Genomic DNA, 24,174 nt, shown 5'->3' with positions numbered 1-24,174 from the left:
GCGGCGGCGGCCAGAGATTGACGGGTTGAGCCCCCATCTGCGCCGCGACATCGGGCTCGACATGTAAAAACCGGAGCCAAAAGGGGAAGGGCCGCTTGTCGGGCGGCCCTCCCTGCTGATGGCATACCCGGTTGTTTAATAGGCATAACTTCACTCTGCGCCTGAATAGCGCCCCTCGCGCGTACCTTTGGATGCTGGCAATATCGTCCAGCCATGCCCTTGCCGAGCGAGCCGACCCTGTCCCGACCCCGTGTGATCCAGCGCCGCCTCTTCCTGGCCGCCGCCGCTTTCATGCCGGCAGCCTGCGCGATGCCGCCCCCGCCCAGGATCCTGGAGCCGAGCGGTTTTGCCCCGACGCCGCCGGCGCCGGTTTCGCCGCTGGGCACCGTGCCCGCACCTGTCGCCCGGCCTGTTATCACGCCTCCGGCCACTGTTTCCGTGCCACAAGGCTCTTTCATCGCCGGTTCCGACCGTGCCGAACGCGACCGCGCCTATGATCTTGATGAGCTGGCCTATGGCCAGAAGCTGAGCCGCACACGGCGCCAGTACGAAAATGAAGATGACCGCGCCGAACGCTCGACCGGCGCCTTCCGTATCTGCCGCACCCCGGTAACCAACGCCCAGTATGCCCGTTTCGTTATCGAAACAGGTCATCGTGTCCCGTCCTTCGAAGCGTCCCAGGGCTTTATCCGTGCCGTGGCCGACCCGCTTGCCGATGCGTCGCAGCGGGCGGCCTGGACCGGTCCGATGGCGCCGAAGGGGCGGGAGGATCATCCGGTCGTGCTGGTTTCGCAGGATGATGCCCGCGCTTATGCCGAATGGCTCAGCCTGCGTACCGGCGACGTCTGGCGCCTGCCGCACGAGCTGGAATGGGAAAAGGCCGCCCGCGGGGATGATGGACGGCCCTTCCCCTGGGGCGAGATTTTTGATGCGAGCCGCCTCGACAGCGCTGATTCCGGCCCGCTCGATACCCAGCCGGTCGGGCTCTACAAACGCGGTGCCAGCCCCTATGGCATGCTGGATGCGGCCGGGCAGGTTTATGAATGGACCGACGATGCCGGCCTGGAATTCGGGACCATCATCATCAAGGGCGCCGGCAGCTGGAATGACCGCGGCTGCGGTACCTGCCGGCCGGCCTGGCGGCAGGAGCGCCCTGCCGATCTGCGCGATCCGCGCATCGGTTTTCGTCTCGTCAGGCTCTAGCCGCTCTTGCGGGAGACGGGCAGAGGCGGGCAGTCTCTTCTGCCCCGGAGGAATAATGCCGCCCATGCAGGCGGCGATAAGGTGAACAGGGAGAGGCACTCGATATGGAAGAGACCAAGCGCGTAACGGACGCCGAAGCGCTGGAAATGCACGCGAGCGGGCGTCCCGGCAAACTGGAAATCGTTGCCACCAAGCCGCTCACCACCCAGCGCGATCTCTCGCTTGCCTATTCTCCCGGTGTGGCCGCGCCGGTGCGCGCCATCGCCGAAGATCCCGACCGGGCCTATGACTATACGGCCAAGTCCAACACCGTTGCCGTCATCTCCAACGGCACGGCCATCCTGGGCCTCGGCAATCTTGGGGCGCTTGCCTCCAAGCCGGTGATGGAAGGCAAGGCTGTGCTTTTCAAGCGCTTTGCCGATATCGACGGCATCGATATCGAGGTCGATACGCAGGATATCGACGCTTTCGTCAATGCCGTGCGCTATCTCGGGCCCAGCTGGGGCGGCATCAATCTGGAAGATATCAAGGCGCCGGACTGCTTCATCATCGAGCAGCGTCTGCGCGAGCTCATGGATATCCCGGTTTTCCATGACGACCAGCATGGAACCGCCATCATTGCGGCGGCGGGTCTCATCAATGCCTGCCGGCTCACCGGCCGTGCGCTGGACGAAGTGAAGGTTGTCGTCAATGGCGCCGGGGCGGCGGGTGTGGCCTGTACCGAACTGGTGAAATCCATGGGTGTGCGGCACGAGAATGTGCTGCTTTGCGATACCAGCGGCGTCATCTACAAGGGTCGCGAGAAGGGTATGAACCAGTGGAAATCCGCACATGCGGTGACCACCGATGCCCGCACGCTGGAAGAGGCGCTGGTGGGGGCGGACGTCTTCCTCGGCCTTTCCGTGCGCGGAGCGCTGACGCAGGAGATGGTGAAGCGCATGGCGCCGCGGCCGATCATCTTCGCCATGGCCAACCCCGATCCGGAAATCACGCCGGAGGAGGCCCGCGAGGCGGTCGCCGATGCCATCGTGGCGACGGGTCGCAGCGACTACGCCAACCAGGTCAACAATGTCCTCGGTTTTCCCTACATCTTCCGCGGCGCACTTGATGTGCGAGCCACCACCATCAACGAGGCGATGAAGATCGCCGCCGCCGAGGCGCTGGCCGATCTGGCGCGCGAGGATGTGCCGGACGAGGTGGATGCGGCCTATGCCGGGCGCCGCCTGCAGTTCGGACCCGACTACATTATTCCGGTACCCTTCGACCCGCGCCTCATCACGACCATTCCTGTAGCCGTTGCCAGGGCAGCGATGGAAACCGGCGTGGCGCGCAAGCCCATTGCCGACCTCGATGCCTACCGCGCCCAGCTGCGTGCCCGCCTCGACCCGACATCGGATCGCCTTGCGTCCATCTTCGCCCAGGCCCGCAGCGCTCCCAAGCGCGTGGTGTTTGCGGAAGGCGAGGAAGAACGTGTCGTGCGCGCGGCGCTGGCCTTCAAGGCCGGCGGTTTTGGCGAACCGGTCCTGATTGCTCATGAGCATGTGGTGGCTGAGCAGCTGAAGGCGCTCGGTCATGAGCCTGACGAGCTGCAAGTGGTCAATTCCCGCGTCTACCCGGCCGAGCGCCGCAAGGAATATGCGGACTTTCTCTACGAGCGCCTGCAGCGGCGCGGCACGCTCTATCGTGATTGCCAGCGCCAGGTGAACCAGCGCCGCAACACGCTGGCCGCCCTTATGGTGGCCATGGGCGATGCCGATGCGCTTGTGACCGGTGCAACACGACCCTTTGCCATCAGCTTTGATGATATTGCCGCCGTCATCGACCCCAAGCCAGGTGCCCGGGTTCTGGGCATGACCATGCTGATGTCGCGCGGGCACACCGTTTTTATTGCCGACACCACCGTGGCGGAGCGTCCGGAGCCGGAGGAACTGGCCGACATCGCGGTGCAGGCTGCTGCTGCCGTGCGGTCCTTTGGCCACACGCCGCGCGTGGCGTTCCTGTCCTTCTCCAATTTCGGCCAGCCTTGGCGGCCGCTGGCGGCGCGGGTCCGCGACGCGGTGAAGGTGATGGACGGCCGGCAGGTCGATTTTGAATACGATGGCGAAATGAGTGCTGAAGTGGCACTCGACTACGACCTGATGCGGCGCCTCTATCCTTTCAGCCGCCTGACCGGGCCTGCCAATGTACTGGTGATGCCGGCGCTCCATGCGGCCAACATCTCGGCCAAGATGCTGCAGAAACTGGGCGGCGAAACCGCTGTGGGGCCGCTGCTGCTCGGCATGGGCAAGCCGGCGCAGATCGTCCAGATGGGGGCCAGCGTCAACGATATTCTGACCATGGCCGTGCTGGCTGCGCACGAAGCGGTCTGTTGAGCTGAAGGGCAAGGTGAGGGCAACCGCTTCGGGGGCTGCCCTTTTTCAGGCCCTCAGGCGCTGGCCTGCTGCTTGCGGGCATGCGCCCGGTTTACCGCGTCGATAACCTGGGCCCTGAGTTCGCCCGAGCTCACTTCCGGATGGAACGCCTCGGAAAGGTCGCGGCAGGCCGTGTCCAGCCTCGTCAGATCGGCGTTGTTCGGCAGCTTTTCGCCGGTGGCGATGGCGGTGGCCACCTCCTGCAGGCGCTGGCTGAACTCCCGTGCCTTTTCAACGCTGCTGCCGGCCACGCGGCCGCGCAGGTCCCGCGCGACATCGCACAGGCGCTGCGAATTCTCGCGCAGGCTTGCAGCATTGCCGCTTTCCACCGCCCCGGCGATCTCGACGGCAAGGAACGCCGCCTGGAAGGCACTGCGTTTCAGGCGCTGCTCGTTGACCTGATGTTTCATGTCGTTGATCTGGCCGCGCAGGCTGGCCAGTGTGGAACCCTCGCCGCGCATTTTTGCCGCCAGCGGATTGGGCGGTGCCAGCAGCGGTACCTGCATGGAGCCCGGCGTTTCCTTGCGCGCGGAATCGCGCCGGCGGTCGGGGCCGATATAGTCGGCAGTCACCACAAAACTCTTGCGCCGGTTGATGAGCGCCATGATGCGGTCCATCAGCGTTGCGCCCGACAGCGGCTTGACCAGCAGATCGTCGGCACCGGCATTGAGGATATCGCTTACCAGCGCCGAGGAAGGATCCCAGGTGGTGGCGATGATCGGCACGAACGGGTTGGCTCCCACATCGCCATACCGGATAGAGCGGATAATCTCGCTTACCTTGCCGCCGCTGGACGGCATCGCCCGGGTAAGGTCGGTAGTCTCCTGGCCGAGCAGGGTGTCGACGAAAACCAGATCCGGATAGGCGGCGTTCAGATGTTCTTCCAGCTCGGGAAGGCTCTGGAAGTCCCAGATCTTCTCGAAGCCTTCGCGCAGCAGGGCCTGGCGCAGCGCCATGCGCGCGCCGACCTGCACCTCACCGAACAGGATCACGATTTCCGCCCGTCGTGCCCGCTCTTTACTGTCCATGAAGGCCTGGTCCCTGCAGGGGGCGGCCCGGGGCCGCCCGCCCTTGTTCGTTCTGGTTCAGATCAGAGGCCACGTTCTGCACGCACCATGGCGCGGATGTCGGCGTCCGGGCGCGGTCCGATGTGGGAAATGACCTCTCCTGCACAGACCTGTCCTGCGCGGGCGCATTTGGCAAGGGGTAGATCGTTCGTAAGCCCCCAAAGGAAACCGGCGGCAAACATGTCGCCGGCACCGGTGGTGTCCACCACCTTCGCCACTGCCGGAACCGGCACCTCGACGGTCTCCTCGCCGCGCAGCACCAGCGTCGGGCGGTCACTGCGGGTGATGGCGATCATGCCGGCCATCGGGCGCAGCAGCGGCAGGGCCGCTTCGATGCTGTCCACCTCGACCAGCGACTTCACCTCGTCCTCATTGCCGATGAGCACGGTGATATGGTCGTTGATGAGGGTGCGGAACTCATCGCGGTGGCGATCGACGCAGAACTGGTCGGAGAGGGAGAGGGCAACTTCCCGGCCGGCGGCGCGGGCAATGCGTGCAGCCTTGCTGAGCGCGGCCTTGGCCTGCGGCTTGTCCCAGAGATACCCCTCCAGATAGGAGAATTTGGCGCTTGCCGGCAGGTCTTCGGGCACATCCTCCGGCGTCAGCTCGGTGCAGGCGCCCAGGAAGGTCTGCATGGTGCGCTCGGCATCGGGTGTCACGAAGATAAAGGACCGCGCGGTCGGCGCGCCGCCCAGCAGCGGGCCGGTCTCGAAATGGATGCCGAGCGACTGCACGTCATGGCGGAAGATCTCGCCGAGCTGGTCATTGGCGACCTTGCCGACATAGGCGCAGCGCCCGCCAAGAGCGCCGACGCCGGCGGCCGAATTGGCAACGGAGCCGCCCGAGCGCTCGATGGCCGGCCCCATGAGCCCGTAAAGCTCCTCGGCGCGGTTGGCGTCGATAAGGGTCATCGCCCCCTTGTTGAGCCCGTTCTGCGAAAGAAACGTATCCGGAACGGTTGTCAGCACGTCAACGATGGCGTTTCCCATACACAGTACGTCAAACCGGGCTTCGGTCATAAAGGCAGTTCCCTTGGTATTCGGGTCGGGTATGAAACGGCGTCAACCGGGCGGGACGAGGGCAGGGCTATTGGCTGCCTTCAATCCTTGCCTTGGTGTGGCCAGATGAAGGATCGAGGAAGGCAACCTATCGTGCAGCGCACATTTGCCGCAACGATTGGTTCTTCCTGTCCCGTACAAGGGGCTCATCCTTGAGCGGACAGGATATTTGGTGAACCGTGGCGCGAGACGCCGGCCGATGCCGTCGGCAGCAGGAGGGGAGAGACAATGATCGGGGATCTGTTCCGCGCATTTGGCCAGCTGTCGGACAGCCGCTCACGCGCGCTGTTGTGGCGCTCCATCCTGCTGGCGTTTGCCAGTTATGCCGCCCTGCTGGTGCTGGCCTGGATCGGCATTGATGCGTTGCAGCTCTTCGATGGCAGCTGGTCCTGGCTCAACCGGGTGATGTCGGTGCTGGGGGAGGCCGGGGCCGTCGTGGTTGCCTGGCTGCTCTTTCCCGGCACGGTCATCGCCGTCATGGGCTTTTATGTCGACCGCGTTGTCGAACATGTCGAGGACCGGTATTACCCGGCACTGCCGCCGGCGCGCGACATAGCCTTTTCCAGCCAGATGGCAGCTTCCCTGCGGCTTCTGGCGGCAACGCTCATCGTCAATATTCTGGTGTTGCCGGTCTATTTGCTGCTGCCCGGCCTCAATCTCGTCATTTATTTCGCCGTGAATGGATACCTCATCGGGCGCGAATATTTCGAGCTCGTGGCGCTGCGGCGCCTGCCTGTGGAGGAGGCGCGGGCCCTCAGGCTCGGCCACGGGCTGATGGTCTGGGCCTGCGGGGTACTGGTTACGGCGCTGCTGTTCGTTCCGGTGCTCAATCTTGTCGCGCCGCTGGTTGGCGTGGCGCTCATGACCCACCGCGTCAACCGTATTGGCGGCCTTGGCCGGCCGGTGGCGCCGTAGCCTGGGCGTGATCTCGCTCTCGCAAAAAAACATGCCGCAAGTGACATGATCCCGGTGACGGGCACGGCAAAGGGCGCTACAGTGATTCGTATGGTATCATTTGCACAGGGGCTAGGGTGGCGGTGATTTTCCGGCGTAAATCGGGTTCCTCTTCGGGGCTCAGCAGTGAAACACGCGAATCGTTAGAACCTGTGCTTGATGAACGGCCCGCGCCGGCCGAGGCGGAAACCGCCGCCGCGGTCGTCCCGCCTGCTGCCCGCCCCCTGCCGCCGGCTCCCCCTGCCAATTCCAGCAAAGGAAGCTCCATGCCGCTCGCTCCTTCCAGGCCCGCTCCGCTGGGCTTCAAGACGCCCACGCGTGCTGCCGAACCGGCCGGTGCGACGACGGGTGGTTTTGTCCGGCGCCCCGAGAGCCAGCGTGATGGTGACGAGCGCCGGCGTCTGGTGGTTGGCAAGGAAATTTCCTTCTCCGGCGATATCACCACCTGCGACCATCTGGTGGTTGAAGGCCGGGTGGATGCCACGCTCAGCGATGGCCGCAGCGTGGAAGTGAGCGAGGGCGGCCTGTTCAAGGGCACGGCCACGGTAGACAGCGCGCTGATCGGCGGTCATTTCGACGGCAAGATCGTGGTGCGCGGCCGCCTGAGCATGACCTCCACCGGCCTCATCACCGGCACGGTGATCTATGGCGAACTGGAGATCGAGGCTGGCGGCCGTATCGAAGGCAGCCTGAAGCAGGGCGCCGGCGACGAAGTTGCCGCGCCGGCGGCCGTCGCCGCTCCGTCCCAGCCCAGAGGTGAACTCTCTTTCTCCGGTGAAGAAAGCAAGGCCTGATATGTTCCTGGCCAGTGCGCCTGCCGAGTTTGCGCCGCACGGGCGGCACATCCCGGGTCCCCGACGGGTCCGGGGAGCGGTGACGCTGCTCTGCTGCCTGCTGCTGGCGGCCTGTGGTGCCGGAACGACCAGGCAAGCCGGTCTGACGACGTCAAGCCAGCCGGCGACGGCCCTTCCGGGTGTCCAGGCAGCTGCCAGTGCGGCACCGCCCGCTCCGCAGATGGTGTTTCCGCTGACCACGGCTTCGCTGATGGGCAAGAGCATCAAGGAGATCGTCGGCCTTTATGGCGCGCCGCATCTCAAGCTGCGCGAACCGACGGCGGAAATCTGGCAGTACCGCAAGGCTGCCTGTGTTCTGGAAATGGTGATGGTGGGTGACCAGGCCAACGCCAGGGTCACCTATGTCGAGGTGCGCTCGCGCAAGGACGGTGTCAGCTCCGACAGCTGCGCGCCGATTGTCGGCGAACTCGCCCGGTCGACGGTTGCGCCGCCGCAAGGGGCCTGACCGCAAGCGCTCGCCGCTTCCTGCGGCACAACAAAAAGCCCCGCACATCTCTCGATGGCGGGGCTTTTTGTTGGCTGGCTGCTGTCAAAGAATGAAGCGCGACAGGTCGGTGCTCTTGACGAGCCCTTGCAGCTTGTCGCGGATCTGCGCGCCGTCAATGGTTATCTGGCTGCCCTGCTTTTCGCTGGCGGTGAAGGAGATATCGTCCAGCACATGCTCGATGACGGTGTGCAGCCGGCGCGCGCCGATATTCTCGACGCTGCGGTTGATCTCCTCCGCCAGTTCGGCGAGGGCATCGATGGCATCGTCGGTGAATTCCAGCGTCACCTGCTCCGTAGCCATCAGCGCAACGGATTGTTTGATCAGGCTGGTCTCCGGATCGGTCAGGATGCGGCGCAGATCCTCGCGGCTCAGCGGCGACAGCTCGACGCGGATGGGCAGGCGGCCTTGCAGCTCCGGCAACAGATCCGACGGTTTGGCGACATGGAAAGCGCCGGAGGCGATGAAGAGGATGTGATCCGTCTTTACCGGTCCGTATTTGGTCGAGACGGTCGTGCCTTCGATCAGCGGCAGCAGGTCACGCTGCACGCCTTCGCGGCTCACATCCGCCCCCTGGCGTTCGGAGCGGGCGGTGATCTTGTCGATCTCGTCGAGGAAGACGATGCCGTTGTTTTCCACCGACCTGACCGCCTCGGTGACCACGGTTTCCTGGTCCAGCAGCTTGTCGGCTTCTTCGCGCACCAGCAGTTCGTAGCTGGTGCCGACCGTCATCTTGCGGCGCTTGGTGCGCTGGCCGAAGGCCTTGCCCAGCATGTCGCCCAGATTGATGGCACCCATCTGCGCGCCGGGCATGCCGGGAATATCGAAGGTGGGCAGGGTGGGGTTGCCGCTCTCCTGCACCTCGATCTCGATTTCCTTGTCGTTGAGGCTGTTTTCGCGCAGCAGCTTGCGGAAATGCTGGCGGGTAGCCTCGCGCGCGTCGCTGCCGCACAGCGCATCAAGCACGCGCTCTTCGGCGGCAAGCTCGGCCTTGGCCGTTACATCCTCGCGCAGGCGCTCGCGCGTCATGGCAACGGCGGCTTCCACGAGGTCGCGCACGATCTGCTCGACATCGCGGCCGACATAACCGACCTCGGTAAACTTGGTTGCCTCCACCTTGATGAAGGGGGCCTGCGCCAGTTTGGCAAGGCGGCGGGCGATCTCGGTCTTGCCGACGCCAGTGGGGCCGATCATGAGGATGTTCTTGGGCAGAACCTCCTCGCGCATCTGCCCCGTGAGCTGCTGACGGCGCCAGCGGTTGCGCAGGGCGATGGCGACCGCGCGCTTGGCGTCATGCTGGCCAACGATGAAGCGGTCGAGTTCGGAGACGATCTCGCGCGGGGTAAAGGCTGTGGTCATGGCACTCGAACGGGCTTGAGGGTGCGCCGGTTGCCCTTAAAGGGCTTCCAGCGTCACATTGTGATTGGTGTAGACGCAGATATCGCCGGCAATGCTCATCGCCTTGCGGGCAATCGCCTCGGCATCCATGTCGTCGCGGTCGATCAGCGCACGGGCGGCAGCAAGGGCGTAGGAACCGCCGGAGCCGATGCCGATAAGGCCATCTTCCGGCTCCAGCACGTCGCCATTGCCGGTAAGGATCAGGCTGGTTTCACGGTCGGCCACGGCCATCAGCGCCTCAAGGCGCCGCAGATACCGGTCCGTCCGCCAGTCCTTGGCCAACTCCACGCAGGCACGGGCCAGCTGGCCGGGATGCTGCTCCAGCTTGGCTTCCAGCCGCTCGAACAGCGTCAGGGCATCGGCGGTCGCGCCGGCAAATCCGGCAATCACATGATAATCGCCCTTGGTCGTCAGCCGGCGCACCTTGCGGGCATTGCCCTTCATCACCGTCTGGCCCATCGACACCTGGCCGTCGCCGGCAATCACCACACGCCCGTTCTTGCGGACGCTGAGAATGGTTGTGCCGTGCCAGCCGATGGGATCGTTATCGCTCATGAGGTCCTGTCTTTACGAAATGGGGCCCGTGGGTATCTGAGCCGCCGGGCGTGGCCTTGATGTGGCAAGGCGGCGGCCCGGCTGCAAGGGTGCCGATGCCGGCCGTCCCTTCCTGGGGGCAGAATTCCTAGAGCGGCTCGCCACGCATCAGGCGCGGCAGTTCGCCCACCGTTCCCATCGCATGGCGCATGAAAAACCGCTTGAGCGGCGGCACCTTGCCGACAGCGGCAAGCCCGAGATCGCGCGCCAGCTTCAGCACCGGTTCGGTATTGGAGAACAGGCGGTTCAACACATCGGTGGTACCGGCAAGCGTTGCGACATCGAAACGGCGCCAGCGCTCATAACGAGCCAGCACCTCCGCCCCGCCCGCATCCTGCCCCAGCGCCCGCGCATCGCTGATCGCTTCGGCCAGCGCGGCGATATCGCGCACCGAAAGATTGAAGCCCTGGCCGGCAATGGGATGCACGACATGCGCGGCTTCGCCGATAAGCGCCAGCCGCTCCCCGGCATAGTGGCGGGCAAGCATAAGGCCGAGCGGATAGGTGAAGCGCTCGTTGCCGCTGGCGGCGCCGGCGGAGGGAAGCACACTGACGCGACCCCAGAAGTCTCCGAACTTGCGGCGCAGCGCCAGTTCGAAGCCGGCACTGTCCATCTGCATGTAATAAGGAACGAGCCGTTCCTTTTCCGTCCAGACTATGGAGGAGCGATGGCGTCCCTCGGCATCATCGGTCATCGGCAGAATGGCGAACGGCCCCGATGGCATGAAGTGCTCGATGGCAACGCCGTTATGCGGATCCTCATGCGCCACGGTGCAGACGATGGCTTGCTGGCCATAACCCCAGCGGTCGGTGGCGATGCCGGCCTGCTGGCGCAGGGGGCTGGCGCGGCCGTCGGCGGCGATGGCGAGGCGGGCCGTGATCTCGCGTCCGTCGGAAAGGGTAACGGTCACACCGGCCGGCGCCCTTTCCACATGGTTCGCCATGACCGGACACAGGTGGGTGACGGTTCCTGAAAGCGCGCCGAGGCGTTGCAGCAGGCCCCAGCGGATATGGCGGTTCTCGACGATCCAGCCGAGCGGATCGTCACCGACCTCGCTGTGATCATAGTGAAGGAAGAGGGGGGAATTATCGTCGGCCACCCGGATGTCCAGGATCGGCTGCGCCTCCGCCGCCATGGCGTCCCACGCCCCGATCGCCTGCATCAATCGCCTGGCGCCGAAGGCGAGGGCGGTGGTACGGCCATCAAAAGCGGGAGCAAGGCGGGTTTCCGCCGTATCGCGGTCAACCAGCACCGTGCTGATACCGGCGCTGCCCAGGGCCGCCGCCATCGTCATGCCGGCAAGGCCGCCGCCGATGATCACGATCTCGCAGGTGAGGGCTGCTGCACTCATGACAGGTCATTTCCCCAAGGTAACTTCTGCGCACGCCCGGCAGTCACCGCCATCGCGAGCGCTGGCACAGTTGCGCCGAAGCGCTGCCTTGTCCAGTCGCGAACGGTCCGGGTCAGGCGGGCAGAGGGTTTTTCAGTCCCGGATGCAGCTCTACCGCAAGGCGGTGCGTTTACAGCCGGAGGATGCGCACAATTCGTAGCCATTTGCTTAAAAAGAGGCCATCATCAAGCCTGTCTTGGGGATAAACGGGCGGCGGACGCCTGAGGCTGCCTCGCCGAGGCGTGCATTTTCGTCCGCTGGCACAATTCTTGAGACAGGGGAGAGGGTCCTGCGACGCTTGCTACGTCCGCGGTGGCTTGCTGACCCCGGTCGGCGGCTGACGCGAGGTGGCATTGGCTTGGGACATTCGCGCAAGTCAACCATAACCCCGAGAGGAACCGCATGAAGCTGGTGATGGCAATCATCAAGCCGTTCAAGCTGGATGAAGTGCGTCAGGCTCTGACGCAGCTCGGCATCCAGGGCCTGACGGTGAGTGAAGTGAAGGGTTTCGGTCGCCAGAAGGGTCAGACGGAAATCTATCGCGGGGCCGAATATTCGGTGTCTTTCCTTCCGAAGGTGAAGGTCGAGGTCGCCGTGACCGACGAACAGGCCGATTCCGTCGTCGATGCCATCCAGTCCGCCGCCAATACCGGCCGGATCGGTGATGGCAAGATTTTCGTTCTCGACGTTGCCCGCGCGGTGCGTATCCGCACTGGCGAGGTCGATGCCGAGGCGCTCTGAGAGACCCGTCACGTGAGAGGGCCCGCCGCCCGGTCGGGTGGTGTGGCCGTCAGAACAAGGGGGCTTTCCGGTTTACGGGGGTCCGGTCCAGGCAAATGCCTGGGGCCGGTATCCCGTCCGGAGGCCCCCTTTGTCATTCCTGGAGATAGCCCCTTGCCCATGAGGCCGGCCGCCCTCAGCTGCGGAAGGCGTCTTCGACCTTGAGGTCGGTGTGGCGCTGGATCGACCAGATGAGGAAGAAAAAGATCGAGAAGGTGACGATAAACATCGGCACCATGATCGCCGGCAGGCTGAAGGCCGTCATGCGGCCAAGCTCGCTGACGAAGGCCGCAGTACCGGGCTCGCTCTTCAGCATGGTGGTGGCGAGGATATAGTTCAGCGCCGCCGAGATGAAGAAGCTGGCGCCAAAGGCCATGGCGGCGCCGCGGAAAGTCCGGTGGAACAGCCTTTCCTTGCCCTTGCCGGCAAAACCGGCCTCGATGCGGGCAAGGTCGATGAACTGGCCAAGAAAGAGCGTAGCGAGCGGCCAGCGCGTGAGCTCCGAGCCGGTCAGCACCAGCCCGATCAGCAGCGGAACGCCGGCTTCCTTCACCACCACCCATTCCAGCGGCAGATGCAGCAGGCTGACCCCGCCGGTCAGTACCAGCGAGACGAGGCCGATGATGGAAAAGGCGTTGAAGCGCCGGTGGCGCGCCAGTTCCCACAGGCCATACCCCAGCGGCAGCGACAGGGCGATGATCAGGGCAACAACCGGCCCCAGCCGGTGCTCGCTGCTGAGCTGGCCCATGATGATGGCCGGCAGGGCAACATTGATGCCGAGATTGAGGAGCAGCGGCGGGTTGTGACGCACTTCGCTCTTGCCGGCGGCCGGCATCTCGGGCTCCACGCCGGTAGCGACGGTCGTGGGTTCGTGCGTTCCGGGCTCGATATCCCGGTTTTGTTCGGACGGCTGCTTTTCCATCATGGCTTTCTGGGTCTGGCCGGCACCCTTGCCGGCCCGGACGCGGGGCCTTCAGGGCTTACGCGCGGGGTTTTACCAGCCATAACGGGGGGAGAATATGGCAGAGACCACGCCGGGACGGGCGGGGACCACCGGATTGCCGGCAGCCCGCCCGTTCTCCTCAATGATCGTGGCCGTGGGTGGCGGCGCCCGGCTTCAGCACGAAGTGACGGCCGCAATAGGGGCAGTCAACGGCGCCAACGGCCGGCGGGATGGTCAGGAAAATGCGCGGATGACCGAGAGCACCATCGCCGCCATCGCAGCTGAAACGAAGCTCTTCAACAGTAATGGTCTCGGCAGGCTGCATCAAAACGGGTTCCCTGATCGTACCGGAAAGGGGTCAAAAACGAGCCCGATGATACTCCAAGAGCGGGGCGGATCAACCGGCATTGAGCCTTGCATGCCATTGCCGGGTAATCGGTGCCCTCTTGCCGCCGTCGCCGGGTGAACTGTGGCCCGCTCCCTTGTCATCGGGCAGGGCGGGGATTATCTCCTGCCTGTCACGTCCGGCGCCCCGGGCGGTTTGCCGCACCTGCCCTCCATTGGGCGCCTCCGATGAATGGAATGCTCCGATGTCCGCCCTGCCTGAATTCGCCGTCGATGTGCGTGGCCTGGAAAAAACCTATGCCGCCCAAGGCCGGGCACCGGCCAAGCATGCGCTGAAGGGCATCGACCTGCAGATCCCGCGTGGCAGCATGTTCGCGCTGCTGGGGCCGAACGGTGCCGGCAAATCAACCTTCATCAATATCCTCGCCGGCCTCGTGGTGAAGAGTGCGGGCAGCGCCCGTATCTGGGATATCGACGTCGACTCCGATCCGCGCGCTGCGCGGGCGGCCATTGGCGTGGTGCCGCAGGAACTTAATATCGACCCGTTCTTCACCCCGCGCGAGATCCTGGAGATCAATGCCGGCCTTTATGGCGTGCCGAAATCCGAGCGCCGGACCGACGAGCTGCTGGAGGCCGTTGGCCTCAAGGACAAGGCCAGGGCCTATGCCCGCACCCTGTCGGGCGGTATGCGCCGGCGCCTGATGGTCGCCAAGGCCATGGTGCACAACCCGCCGGTGCTGGTTCTTGACGAGCCGACCGCCGGCGTGGATGTCGAGCTGCGCCAGCAGCTGTGGAGCCATGTGCGCGAGCTGAACCGCCGCGGCATCACCATTCTGCTCACCACGCACTATCTCGAGGAAGCCGAGGAGCTGTGCGACACCATCGCCATCATCAACCATGGCCAGGTGGTGGCATGCGAGCCCAAAACCGAGCTGATGCGGCGGGTGGATGCCAAGGCGCTGCGCGTGTCGCTTTCTTCGCCGGCCGGCACCGTGCCGGCCTCGCTGGTGGCCTGGGGTGCGGAACTGGCCGAACCGAACCAGCTGGTGGTGCGCTATCAGCCTTCCAAGACGCAGATGGGGGCGCTCATCACCGCCATCCAGCAAAGCGGCCTCGAGATCGCCGACATCACTACCGAACAGTCCGATCTGGAGGATATCTTCCTGCAGATCACGCGCGACAGCAGCAAGGCTGCCTGAGGCCTTCCGGCGGGTGACATCAAGAGGATTGCGGGCTTTCGGGCTTTGCCCTATGGTCGCGCCGTTCTCGCGAAGCGCCCTTGTCCGGCGCCATAGCCGGGCTCCGCGGTCCCGTAGCTCAGATGGATAGAGCGCTGCCCTCCGAAGGCAGAGGCCACAGGTTCGAATCCTGTCGGGACCGCCATTTTGCCGGCGTGGATTCCAAGCCCTTAAAAATGCTTAGGTTCATAACAGCCTTGGGTTTAAAATGACTCCCCACGACTAAAGTGCCGTGGCCGGAGGACGACCGTGGCTGACGAGGCCAGGAAGGGCGATGTAGGACCTATTCAAGGTGCCTATGTCTCCTCGCAAGGAGTGCAGAACTCCGCGGGGCGAAGGTCGCTTTTGTCGAATCCGACCCTGCCGCGCATTCCGGTGCCCGCGCTTTCCGCCTCGCTGCGCCGGCGCATCTGGCTGCGCGAACTGTCTTTCATGCCGGGCTTCCTCAAACGGCGCTTCGCCTCCGTCTCCGCGTTTGAACAGCGCAAGATCGACGAACAGGCCATGGTCGAGCGGCTGATGCGCTTCTTCGGTTATGGCGCCGCCATGCCGCTCGACAGCTTCCAGCAAATCATTGAATACGCTTGGTATCTGTTCCGCACGCTATTGGTGGAAAAACCTTTCGAGCCCGGAACGTTGCGCGATCCCAAACAGGCGGATCAGCTGCGGCGCGAGATCGGACGGCTGCTGACGCCCGAGATGCGCTACATGGAGCAGTGCTTCGTCAAGATCGCCGAAAACTATCGCGAGAAGTACCAGGCCCACTATGGCAAGGCCTGCAAGCCTGACCATTTTGCTGAAAAGGCACATGATCTTTTAAAGAAGCTGCCCAAGCCCCAGGCCTTGCGCACCTTGCAGCAGCAGGCACGCGAATCCCGCCGCATCCGGCAGAAGAAGAAGGAACTGCTGTTCCAGGATTCACCGCCGAGCGCGGTAGAGACGGAATATCAGCAGCACGAACTCGCGCTGTTCGAGATCATTGGTTATCTGCAGATTTGCGTGCTGATCGGTCATGTGCCGAAGGCCGAGCTCCTGTCCTTCATGGACTATTTCCCGCCGGCGGGCCTTGCCTGGTTCCTTGGCCATGATGACAAGGAAAACACGCTGACCCAGATCATGCTGGACAAGCTGGAGTTCCTTGATCGCCGGGCTGGACGCACCACCAAGCAGCAGCCCGCAGAAGCGCAGAAGACCGCCTGAGACTTTCCGTTTGGGGTCTGCTGGTCTAGACAGGGGGCGGGCCGTTTTCTGAGACGGTCCTTGCGGTCGGCCGGGTCCGCAGCGCCAGGCGCGCGGGATTTGCCCCTGCCGACAGAACCGATCAAGAAAGCGGGATGGACCCCATGCAGTTTCTCCACACCATGGTGCGTGTCACCGACATCGACGCCTCGCTCGATTTTTACTGCAACAAGCTCGGCCTCAAGGAAACGCGCCGCCATGAAAGCGAAAAAGGCCGTTTCACGCTGATCTATCTTGCCGCCCCGGATGATGAGGGGATCGTTGCCGAGCGCCGGTCGCCCGAGCTTGAGCTTACCTATAACTGGGACCCCGAGACCTATACCGGCGGCCGCAGCTTCGGGCATCTGGCCTATGCTGTGGATGACATCTATGCCCTCTGCGACAAACTGCAGAAGGCCGGCATCACCATCAATCGCCCGCCGCGTGATGGCCATATGGCCTTCATCCGTTCGCCCGACGGTATTTCCATCGAGCTTTTGCAGAAGGGCAAGGCACTGGCGCCGCAGGAGCCATGGGCTTCGATGCCGAACACCGGCAGCTGGTAACATTTTGATTACGGAATGAAAAAAGGCCCGGGCGGTGACCCGGGCCTTTTCTTTTGGGGCGGAAAGCCGCTTAGTCGGCCTTCGCCGACAGGATGCGGTTGGCCGCGCTGACGATGGCACGCAGCGAAGACGCCACGATGTTGCTCGCCATGCCAACACCGTAGAGCTGCTGGCCGTCATCCGGCTTGATCAGCACATAGGCGACGGCGCTGGCATCGGAGCCGTGGCTCGTCGAGTGCTCGGAATAGTCCACCACACTCATGCCAAGGCCGAGGTCCCGCTTCACCGCGTCGATGAAACCGGCAACCGGGCCGTTGCCGCTACCATGGATCTCCTTCACCTCGCCATTGATGCGCACGGTGGCGGTGAGATCGCGCCGTTCGGCCGCATGGGCCGAGGGCACCGTGCGGTACTCGATAAATTCGAGCGCCGGTGCTTCCGGCTTCAGATAGGTGGTCTCGAAGGCCTCCCAGATGACCTCCGGCGTGATTTCCTTGCCGGTATCGTCCGCGATCTTCTGGACGATGTTGGAGAATTCGATCTGCAGCAGGCGCGGCGGGGAAATGCCGAACTTGTCTTCCAGCACGAAGGTAACGCCGCCCTTGCCGGACTGGCTGTTGACGCGGATCACCGGCTCATACTGGCGGTTGAGGTCGGCCGGGTTGATGGGCAGGTAGGGAACCGCCCAATCCTCGGAATTGGCCTTTTTGAGCTCCTGCAGGCCCTTGCGGATAGCGTCCTGATGGCTGCCGGAGAAGGCGGTGAAGACCAGCTCGCCGACATAAGGATGCCGCGGATGAACCGGCAACTGGTTGCAATATTCCGCCACGCGGCGCAGGCCGTTGATGTCATGCATGTCGAGGCCGCAATCGACGCCCTGGGTGTGCATGTTGAGCGCCAGGGTAATGATGTCGACATTGCCGGTGCGCTCGCCATTGCCGAACAGCGTGCCTTCCACGCGGTCGGCACCGGCCATCAGGCCCAGTTCTGTGGCGGCAACGGCAGTGCCGCGGTCATTGTGCGGATGCAACGAAATGATGGCGCAGTCGCGCCGCTTCATGTTGCGGCAGAACCACTCGATCTGGTCGGCATGCACGTTGGGGGTGGCAACTTCCACCGTCACCGGCAGGTTGAGGATGATCGGGTTTTCCGGCGTCGGCTGGATGACATCCATCACCGCCTCGCAAACCTCCAGCGCATAGTCCATCTCGGTCTGGCTGAAGCTTTCCGGGGAATATTCCACGCGGATGTTGGCGCCCGGCTCGGCCTCTTCCTCCATCATCTGGCGTACCAGCTTTGCGCCTTCCACGGCGATCTGCTTCACGCCTTCGCGGTCGAGCTTGAAGACGACGCGGCGCTGCAGGGTGGAGGTGGAGTTGTAGAAATGAACGATGACGTTCTTTGCGCCCTTGATCGCTTCGAAGGTGCGGCGGATCAGGTGCTCGCGGCACTGGACCAGCACCTGGATCGTCACATCGTCGGGGATGAGCTTTTCTTCGATCAGCATGCGTACGAAGCGGAAATCCGTTTCGCTAGCGGAAGGAAAACCGACCTCGATCTCCTTGAAGCCCATCTTGACCAGCGTGTCGAACATCTTGCGCTTGCGCGCCGGATCCATCGGTTCGATCAGCGCCTGGTTGCCATCGCGCAAGTCAACCGAGCACCAGACCGGTGCCGTGGTGATGGTGCGCGAGGGCCACTGCCGGTCCGGCAGGTTGATCGGCTGGAAGGGCTCGTATTGCTGAAACGGCATCACGCCCATGACGGAAACTCCGGTTTCGTTCGCTTGCCTCTGGCGCGGGGTCTAACGCCTCACGGCGCGGGAGACAAGGATGTTGGATGAGTGGCGAAGGAGGGGCCGTCTCTCAAGGCGGCCGAAGAGCCAGATCGCGGATGCGGGGATGCCGCTACCGTGCCGCGAAGGCGCGGCTAAGTCGCAGCCAGCCTGCCGCGGGGCAGGCACTGGAGATATCGCTGATCTGTCGGAAGGGGGCCGTCATCGGCTTGGTACCTTGAGCTACCTGTTTTCTTCTTCGTGCGGCGGCAAACGCCGAAAGCCCGGTGTCCTCAGACAACCGGGTTGGTAAGAAGAAGAAGGGCAGCAAAAGGCTTTGTCATAGCGGGGCGAACGCTATCGCCGTTTTTTTTCGCGGTCAACCGGGCTGGGCCATATTTTTGGCAAAAGGGCCCCGCCGCTGAGAGCTTCCGGTTATTGGCGGCTTTTGCGCTTGCCGGGCAGCATCCGCAGCAGCGTATCGTCGCGACGCACGAAATGGTGCCACAGCGCCGCAGCCATATGCAGGCCGGCAACAATCAGTATGGCATTGGCACAAAGGCCATGGATGTCCTTGAGCGTACGGCCCATGGCATGGTCGGCCGCCACCACCGGCGGAACTGTAAAGAGGCTGAAGAACGTGACCGTATCGCCGCGGTACCAGGCCGTCATCATGCCGAGCAGCGGTGTGGCGATCAGCAGCGCGTAGAGCCCGTAATGGGCCAGATGGGCGCCCAGTTTCTCTATCGAACGCATATGGTCCGTCAGTGGCGGCGCCTTCAACACCAGGCGAACAACAACACGGGTCATGACCGCAAGCAGCAGCAGGACCCCGAAGGAGATGTGCAGCCACCAGACCCCGTCCTGCCTTGGGTCGCCATGCGGGTAGAGGTCCTCAAGATAGGTGATGCCGTAAACGACCAGCACCAGGAGAGCCACCAGCCAGTGAAGCCCTTTCTGGATTGCAGCGTAACCCTGGGGCGAAACGGGACGGTCGGTCATGTCGGTCATGAGGGATTCTACGCTCGGCAATCAGGGCGGGAAAATCCGCAAGGCGCCCATTCTGGCACCCGGCCGCTTTCGCCAATATCTGTCCTTTCGGCTACAAAAAGCCCTCCGCTGCAGATGAAGCGGAGGGCTGATGGTTCGGGCGCGACGTGGATCAGGCAGCGCGTACGTCGGTGAGGAAGCGGTTGACCTCTCCGCGCAGCTGTTCAGCCTGACGGGAAAGCGAGCTGGCGGCGTTCAGCACGTCGCCGGCCGCGGTGCCAGTCTCTGCAGCGGCCTCGGTCACCCCGCTGATGTTGTCGTTAACCTGTTCGGTGCCGCGGGCTGCCTCCTGAACGTTGCGGGTAATTTCCGCCGTCGCGGCGTTCTGCTGTTCCACTGCGGCAGCCACGGCAGAGGCGATCTCGCTCATCTCGCGGACACGGCCGGCGATTTCCGCAATCGATTCGACGGTGGCGCTGGTCTGTGATTGTACACCCGTAATGCGGTCCGAGATCTGTTCGGTCGCCCGCGCCGTCTGGGTGGCGAGGCTTTTGACCTCCTGTGCCACGACGGCAAAGCCCTTGCCGGCTTCACCGGCGCGGGCTGCCTCGATGGTGGCGTTGAGCGCCAGCAGGTTGGTTTGCTCGGCAATGGAAGTGATGAGCTGCACCACCTCGCCGATGGCCTGGGTATCGGCATGCAGGCGCTGGACGCGTTCGTCGGACGAGCGGGCGGCACCGGCGGCGGAACTGGCAACACCCGACTGGTGGGCCACCTGACGGCTGATCTCACGGATGGAGCTGCTCAATTCTTCCGTGGCGGCCGCGACGGTCTGCACATTGCCGGAAGCCTGGCCGGAAGCAGTGGCGACGTTGGATGCCTGATGGCTGGTCTGCGTTGCCGTGGCGCTGAGCCCCTCGGCTGTGGATTGCAGCTCGGTGGCGGCGGAAGCAACGGCGGAGACCATGGCCTCCACGGCCTGTTCGAAGCTGGCGGTGATCTCCGCCACCTTCTCCGCGCGGCGGTTGCGTTCTTCCTGCGTGCGGACGGCTTCGGCCTGCAGGCGGTCGGCCTCAATCAGGGCGTCGCGGAACACCAGCACGGCCCTGGCCATCACGCCGATTTCGTCCTTGCGCTCGGTGGCGGGGATTTCCGTCTGCTTCTGGCCTTTGGAGAGCTGCTCCATCGCACCGGTCATGGCGTTGACCGGCCTGGTAATGGAGCGGGCGATCAGCAGTGCCACCGCAATGCCGGCGCCGGTGGCAACTGCCACCAGGGCAATGGCGATCATCATCGCGATGGACGCGTCCCTGGCCGCGGTTGCTGCGGTTTCACGCGCCAGTACAGTTGCGCCGGACGAAACTGTATTTGCCAGTTCCTTCGTCTCGTCGCCGAGGGTCACGAACAGATGGTCGCGGACCTGGTTGCGTTCGGCCAGCAGCGCTTCCATCCGGGTGAAGGCCTGCTGGTAGTCATGCATCTGCCCTTCAAGCTTTTGGGCAGCCTCATCGCCGGCAATCGTCACGATGCCGGGTTTCTGGCTGGCGAAGAGGGAGAGCGCGGCATCCATTTCGGAGAAGGCACGCCTGGCGTCGTCGGCATGGTTGTCGAGCATGTATTTGACGACATAGAGCCGCGACAGCATCAGGTGCTCCTGCTGCTCTCCAAGGTTGATCGCGAGATCGGTATTGCCGGCGAGCTTGGCCATTTCGCGGGCGGCTGTTGTCTCTTCGCGCATTTCCTTGCCAAGGGTATTGAGCGTGTCGTTCAGCAGCGAGTCACGCTCTTTCATCAGGGCAGTCAGTTTTTCGAAATCGGCCTGCATCTGGCCGCGAATGGCGATGATTCGCTCAAGGGCGGCCTTGCGTTCGGCGCTTACAGTAACGGCAGCGGCGACAGCGGCTGACTTTTCGACCTCCGCCAGCGCGGCATTCATCCGATCCACACTGTCATCGCTGCGTGTCGCGATGTAATCGCGGGCGGCGAGTAACGCGGCATTGACGCCCACGCTCACCTTGCCGGCATCCATGGCGACATCGGCGCGTCGCGTCAGGTTGGTAACGGCCGTCTTGCCGTTGTTGAGAAACCACAGGCTGGAAAGGCCGAGGACCAGGGCGATGAGCAGTACGATGCCAAAGCCCGTCAGAATGCGTTGTGAAATGCTCATGTCATGAATCCCCGATTGGCCGATGTTCGTCCCGGTCTCCGGCGCATCAAGTAGCAGTGAACCGGCTCCGGGGCTGTACCTTTGGTGCCGAATTCTATTCAGCGACCCAGATTTTCCGGCATGTACAAAAGTATGTGTTGGCATTGGCCGGCATTTAATTGATCCGGGATAATCACTATTATTTATATTTAACGATAGTCAGTATAACTTTATCTATATTTCGGCTACTGCGGCACGTGTGATCTTGCGAAGTCGGGAACGGTATTCCGTTTCTGAGTCCCCCTCCGACAGGGGCCGGAAGGCATGATTCTCCCGCGTGCTGCATCTCCGCGCCACCCGGCGGCGTTGACAGGGGTGGCGGGGCGGTCTAGCCAACCTGCGGGGAGTTTTGGCTCCCGTTTCTTGTCGGAAATACGAGGCCGGGAATGGCGATAGCGCAGGGTCAGGCAGCCGGTGGTGACGATACCACCCATTTCGGCTTCAAGACGGTCCGCGAAGCCGAAAAGGCCGGCATGGTGCGCCAGGTTTTCGACAGCGTTGCCTCCCGCTACGACCTTATGAACGACCTGATGTCCGGCGGCGTGCACCGGCTGTGGAAGGACGCGATGGTCGATGCGCTGGGCCCGCGCCCGGACCGCGCCTATCTCGATGTGGCCGGCGGTACCGGTGACATCGCTTTCCGCATCTATGAGCGCACCGGCCGCAAGGCCGACGTCACCGTCGCCGACATCAATCTTGAAATGCTCAAGGTGGGCCGCGCCCGCGCCGCCGATCGCGGCATGCTGAGCGGCCTTGGCTGGGTGACGGCCGATGCGCAGAAGCTGCCGCTGCCCGACAAGTCGGTGGATGCCTACACCATTGCCTTCGGCCTGCGGAACGTGACGCGTATCGATGAGGCGCTGGCCGAGGCGCGGCGTGTGCTGCGGCCGGGCGGGCGTTTCCTCTGCCTCGAATTTTCCGCCGTGGTCATCCCGGGCTTCAAGGAAATCTACGACAAATATTCCTTCAACGTGCTGCCGAAGCTCGGCTCGCGTTTTGCCGGTGATGCGGAGAGTTATCTTTATCTGGCCGAGAGCATCCGCCGTTTCCCGCCGCAGGATGAGCTGGTCAGCCGGATGAAGAAGGTCGGCTTCGAGCAGGTGAGTTACCGCAATTTCTCTGGCGGCATCGCCGCGCTGCATTCGGGCTGGCGCCTGTGATCAAGACCCTGCGCAATCTGCTGCGCCTGCTGCGCATCCTCTGGGTGCTGGGGCGGGAAGACGCGCTGTTTCATCGCCGGGTTGCCATCCAGCAACCGCTGGCCGGTTTTGCCCTGCGCCTTATTTCCCGCAAGGCCACTGGCCGTCCCGGCCAGCGCCTTGCCCGCGCCATGACGGCGCTTGGCCCCACCTTCATCAAGGCCGGGCAAGCGCTTTCCACCCGCGCCGATCTGGTGGGTGAGCCGACGGCCGAGGATCTGGCCGAACTGCAGGATCGCCTGCCGGCTTTCAGCTTTGCCGCTGTGCGCGCCACCATCGAGACCGAATTCGGCCAACCGCTGGAAGCGCTGTTCCAGAGCTTCGAGGAAGCGCCGGTTGCCGCCGCGTCCATCGCGCAGGTGCATTTTGCCATAACCATCGACGGCAAGCCGGTGGCGGTAAAAATATTGCGGCCGCGTATCGAAGAGGCGTTCCAGCGCGATATCGATATGCTGCGCTGGCTTGCCGATATCGGTTACCGGCGTTTTCCGGCCCTGCGCCGCCTGAAGCCGCGCGAGACGGTGGAAACCTTCGCCCAGTCCGTCGCGCTGGAGATGGACCTGCGCATGGAAGCCGCGGCAGCGGGTGAGCTGGCAGGGAACTTTGCCGGCGATCCCACCTTCAACGTGCCGGTTATCGACTGGGACCGTACGGCGCAGCGCGTGATGACGCAGGCGCGGGTAGAGGGCATTCCCGTCGGCGATGTGGAGCGCATGCGCGAGCATGGCATCGATCCCGATGCCGTGCTGGTCAAGGCGGCGACGGCCTTCTTCCGCATGGCCTTCCGCGATGGTTATTTCCACGCCGACCTGCATCCGGGTAATCTCTTCGTCACCTTTGATGGCAACATCACCGCGGTCGATTTCGGCATCATGGGCCGCATCGACTGGCAGACGCGCTATTTCCTTGCCGACATGCTGCTGGCTTTCCTGAACGGGGATTACAGGCGGGCCGCGGAAGTTCATTTCGAAGCCGGATTTGTTCCTGCCGACCAGTCGCTCGATCACTTTACCCAGGCCTGCCGGGCGATTGGCGAGCCGGTGGCGAACCGCCCGCTCAGCGACATTTCGCTGGGCCGTCTGCTGGGCCAGCTGTTCCACACCACCGAACAGTTCCAGATGGAAGCGCAGCCGCGCTTGCTGCTGCTGCAAAAATCCATGCTGACGGCCGAAGGGGTGAGCCGCACGCTCAATCCCAACGTCAATATGTGGGAAGTGGCCCGGCCGCTGATCGAGGAATGGATGCGTGAGCATCGCGGGCCCGAGGCCCGTCTCGCCCATGGCATCGATTCCGGCTTGCAGGTCATGCGGCGGTTGCCCGGCCTGCTCAAGCAGATGGAAAAGGCGGCCGAGGTGCTGGCAAGCGGGCGCATCAGCCTTGACGACAGCACCATTGCCGCCCTGCGTGCCAAACGGGGCGGCGGTGCGCTTGCCTGGACCGGCTGGATTGCCGCTGCGGCGCTCGCGGCAGTCTTGGTCTGGAAGCTGCGCGGCTGATAACCC

Annotated in this window: 21 protein-coding genes and 1 tRNA gene; 12 read left to right on the top strand and 10 right to left on the bottom strand. The window is 63.8% G+C overall.

Annotated elements, in window-relative coordinates; translation table 11 throughout:
• Nucleotides 1-213 precede the first annotated feature (213 nt).
• Nucleotides 214-1,203, top strand: coding sequence for a formylglycine-generating enzyme family protein (locus tag QTL98_RS01115; RefSeq protein ID WP_445680396.1), 990 nt, complete (start codon nt 214-216; stop codon nt 1,201-1,203).
• 104 nt (nt 1,204-1,307) lie between these two features.
• Nucleotides 1,308-3,575, top strand: a complete 2,268-nt coding sequence (locus QTL98_RS01110; RefSeq protein ID WP_445680395.1) for an NADP-dependent malic enzyme — start codon at nt 1,308-1,310, stop codon at nt 3,573-3,575.
• Between the two features lie 53 nt (nt 3,576-3,628).
• Here the strand turns inward: QTL98_RS01110 and QTL98_RS01105 are convergent, their stop codons facing one another.
• Together QTL98_RS01105 and QTL98_RS01100 are read right to left on the bottom strand one after the other, a co-directional pair.
• A complete protein-coding gene (locus QTL98_RS01105) occupies nt 3,629-4,642 on the bottom strand; it encodes a response regulator transcription factor (RefSeq protein ID WP_445680394.1) in 1,014 nt (337 codons plus the stop codon).
• A gap of 62 nt (nt 4,643-4,704) precedes the next feature.
• Nucleotides 4,705-5,700, bottom strand: coding sequence for an adenosine kinase (locus QTL98_RS01100; RefSeq protein WP_445680393.1), 996 nt, complete (start codon nt 5,698-5,700; stop codon nt 4,705-4,707).
• 267 nt (nt 5,701-5,967) lie between these two features.
• Between QTL98_RS01100 and QTL98_RS01095 the strand changes: the two genes are divergently transcribed.
• From QTL98_RS01095 to QTL98_RS01085, 3 genes are all read left to right on the top strand, one after another.
• Nucleotides 5,968-6,654, top strand: coding sequence for an EI24 domain-containing protein (locus QTL98_RS01095; protein WP_445680392.1), 687 nt, complete (start codon nt 5,968-5,970; stop codon nt 6,652-6,654).
• Between the two features lie 305 nt (nt 6,655-6,959).
• Nucleotides 6,960-7,487, top strand: coding sequence for a bactofilin family protein (locus tag QTL98_RS01090; protein ID WP_445680391.1), 528 nt, complete (start codon nt 6,960-6,962; stop codon nt 7,485-7,487).
• A gap of 79 nt (nt 7,488-7,566) precedes the next feature.
• On the top strand, nt 7,567-7,992 hold the full coding sequence (locus QTL98_RS01085) for a hypothetical protein (protein ID WP_445680390.1): 426 nt from the start codon (nt 7,567-7,569) through the stop codon (nt 7,990-7,992).
• 84 nt (nt 7,993-8,076) lie between these two features.
• Here QTL98_RS01085 and hslU read toward each other — a convergent pair whose 3' ends face one another.
• From hslU to QTL98_RS01070, 3 genes are all read right to left on the bottom strand, one after another.
• Nucleotides 8,077-9,390 (bottom strand): ATP-dependent protease ATPase subunit HslU, encoded by a 1,314-nt coding sequence (gene hslU / locus QTL98_RS01080; protein WP_445680389.1) that lies wholly within the window; start codon nt 9,388-9,390, stop codon nt 8,077-8,079.
• Nucleotides 9,391-9,426: 36 nt separating this feature from the next.
• On the bottom strand, nt 9,427-9,984 hold the full coding sequence (hslV, locus tag QTL98_RS01075) for an ATP-dependent protease subunit HslV (protein ID WP_445680388.1): 558 nt from the start codon (nt 9,982-9,984) through the stop codon (nt 9,427-9,429).
• Nucleotides 9,985-10,111: 127 nt separating this feature from the next.
• Nucleotides 10,112-11,374, bottom strand: coding sequence for a UbiH/UbiF/VisC/COQ6 family ubiquinone biosynthesis hydroxylase (locus tag QTL98_RS01070; RefSeq protein ID WP_445680387.1), 1,263 nt, complete (start codon nt 11,372-11,374; stop codon nt 10,112-10,114).
• Between the two features lie 441 nt (nt 11,375-11,815).
• On the opposite strand from QTL98_RS01070, the gene QTL98_RS01065 reads away from it, so the two are divergent.
• On the top strand, nt 11,816-12,154 hold the full coding sequence (locus tag QTL98_RS01065; protein ID WP_445680386.1) for a P-II family nitrogen regulator: 339 nt from the start codon (nt 11,816-11,818) through the stop codon (nt 12,152-12,154).
• A 175-nt stretch (nt 12,155-12,329) separates the two neighbouring features.
• Here QTL98_RS01065 and QTL98_RS01060 read toward each other — a convergent pair whose 3' ends face one another.
• Entirely contained in the window at nt 12,330-13,118 is a 789-nt protein-coding gene (locus QTL98_RS01060) for a VC0807 family protein (RefSeq protein WP_445680385.1), read from the bottom strand.
• Nucleotides 13,119-13,275: 157 nt separating this feature from the next.
• Entirely contained in the window at nt 13,276-13,461 is a 186-nt protein-coding gene (locus QTL98_RS01055) for a zinc-finger domain-containing protein (RefSeq protein WP_445680384.1), read from the bottom strand.
• A gap of 265 nt (nt 13,462-13,726) precedes the next feature.
• On the opposite strand from QTL98_RS01055, the gene QTL98_RS01050 reads away from it, so the two are divergent.
• From QTL98_RS01050 to QTL98_RS01035, 4 genes are all read left to right on the top strand, one after another.
• Nucleotides 13,727-14,680 carry an ABC transporter ATP-binding protein gene (locus QTL98_RS01050; protein ID WP_445680383.1) on the top strand — a complete coding sequence of 318 codons (954 nt, stop codon included), beginning with the start codon at nt 13,727-13,729 and terminating at the stop codon, nt 14,678-14,680.
• A gap of 107 nt (nt 14,681-14,787) precedes the next feature.
• Nucleotides 14,788-14,864 (top strand) — tRNA-Arg (locus tag QTL98_RS01045).
• Nucleotides 14,865-15,064: 200 nt separating this feature from the next.
• Nucleotides 15,065-15,919 carry a hypothetical protein gene (locus tag QTL98_RS01040; protein WP_445680382.1) on the top strand — a complete coding sequence of 285 codons (855 nt, stop codon included), beginning with the start codon at nt 15,065-15,067 and terminating at the stop codon, nt 15,917-15,919.
• Nucleotides 15,920-16,062: 143 nt separating this feature from the next.
• Nucleotides 16,063-16,503, top strand: a complete 441-nt coding sequence (locus QTL98_RS01035) for a VOC family protein (protein ID WP_445682207.1) — start codon at nt 16,063-16,065, stop codon at nt 16,501-16,503.
• 70 nt (nt 16,504-16,573) lie between these two features.
• Here the strand turns inward: QTL98_RS01035 and leuA are convergent, their stop codons facing one another.
• The 3 genes from leuA to QTL98_RS01020 form a co-directional block, all read right to left on the bottom strand.
• On the bottom strand, nt 16,574-18,265 hold the full coding sequence (gene leuA, locus QTL98_RS01030; RefSeq protein WP_445680381.1) for a 2-isopropylmalate synthase: 1,692 nt from the start codon (nt 18,263-18,265) through the stop codon (nt 16,574-16,576).
• Between the two features lie 447 nt (nt 18,266-18,712).
• Nucleotides 18,713-19,288, bottom strand: a complete 576-nt coding sequence (locus tag QTL98_RS01025; protein ID WP_445680380.1) for a cytochrome b — start codon at nt 19,286-19,288, stop codon at nt 18,713-18,715.
• Nucleotides 19,289-19,439: 151 nt separating this feature from the next.
• The gene (locus QTL98_RS01020; protein ID WP_445680379.1) at nt 19,440-21,434 is read right to left on the bottom strand and encodes a methyl-accepting chemotaxis protein; all 1,995 of its coding nucleotides are present in this window, start codon (nt 21,432-21,434) and stop codon (nt 19,440-19,442) included.
• Nucleotides 21,435-21,859: 425 nt separating this feature from the next.
• On the opposite strand from QTL98_RS01020, the gene ubiE reads away from it, so the two are divergent.
• Entirely contained in the window at nt 21,860-22,633 is a 774-nt protein-coding gene (gene ubiE, locus QTL98_RS01015; RefSeq protein ID WP_445680378.1) for a bifunctional demethylmenaquinone methyltransferase/2-methoxy-6-polyprenyl-1,4-benzoquinol methylase UbiE, read from the top strand.
• Nucleotides 22,630-24,168, top strand: a complete 1,539-nt coding sequence (ubiB, locus tag QTL98_RS01010) for a 2-polyprenylphenol 6-hydroxylase (RefSeq protein WP_445680377.1) — start codon at nt 22,630-22,632, stop codon at nt 24,166-24,168. The genes ubiE and ubiB overlap by 4 nt, the downstream gene beginning before the upstream one ends.
• The last annotated feature ends 6 nt before the right edge of the window (nt 24,169-24,174 follow it).

The sequence above is a fragment of the Radicibacter daui genome, assembly GCA_030657355.1.
Classification (GTDB): domain Bacteria; phylum Pseudomonadota; class Alphaproteobacteria; order Radicibacterales; family Radicibacteraceae; genus Radicibacter; species Radicibacter daui.
This window is presented reverse-complemented; position numbering and strand designations above follow the sequence as displayed.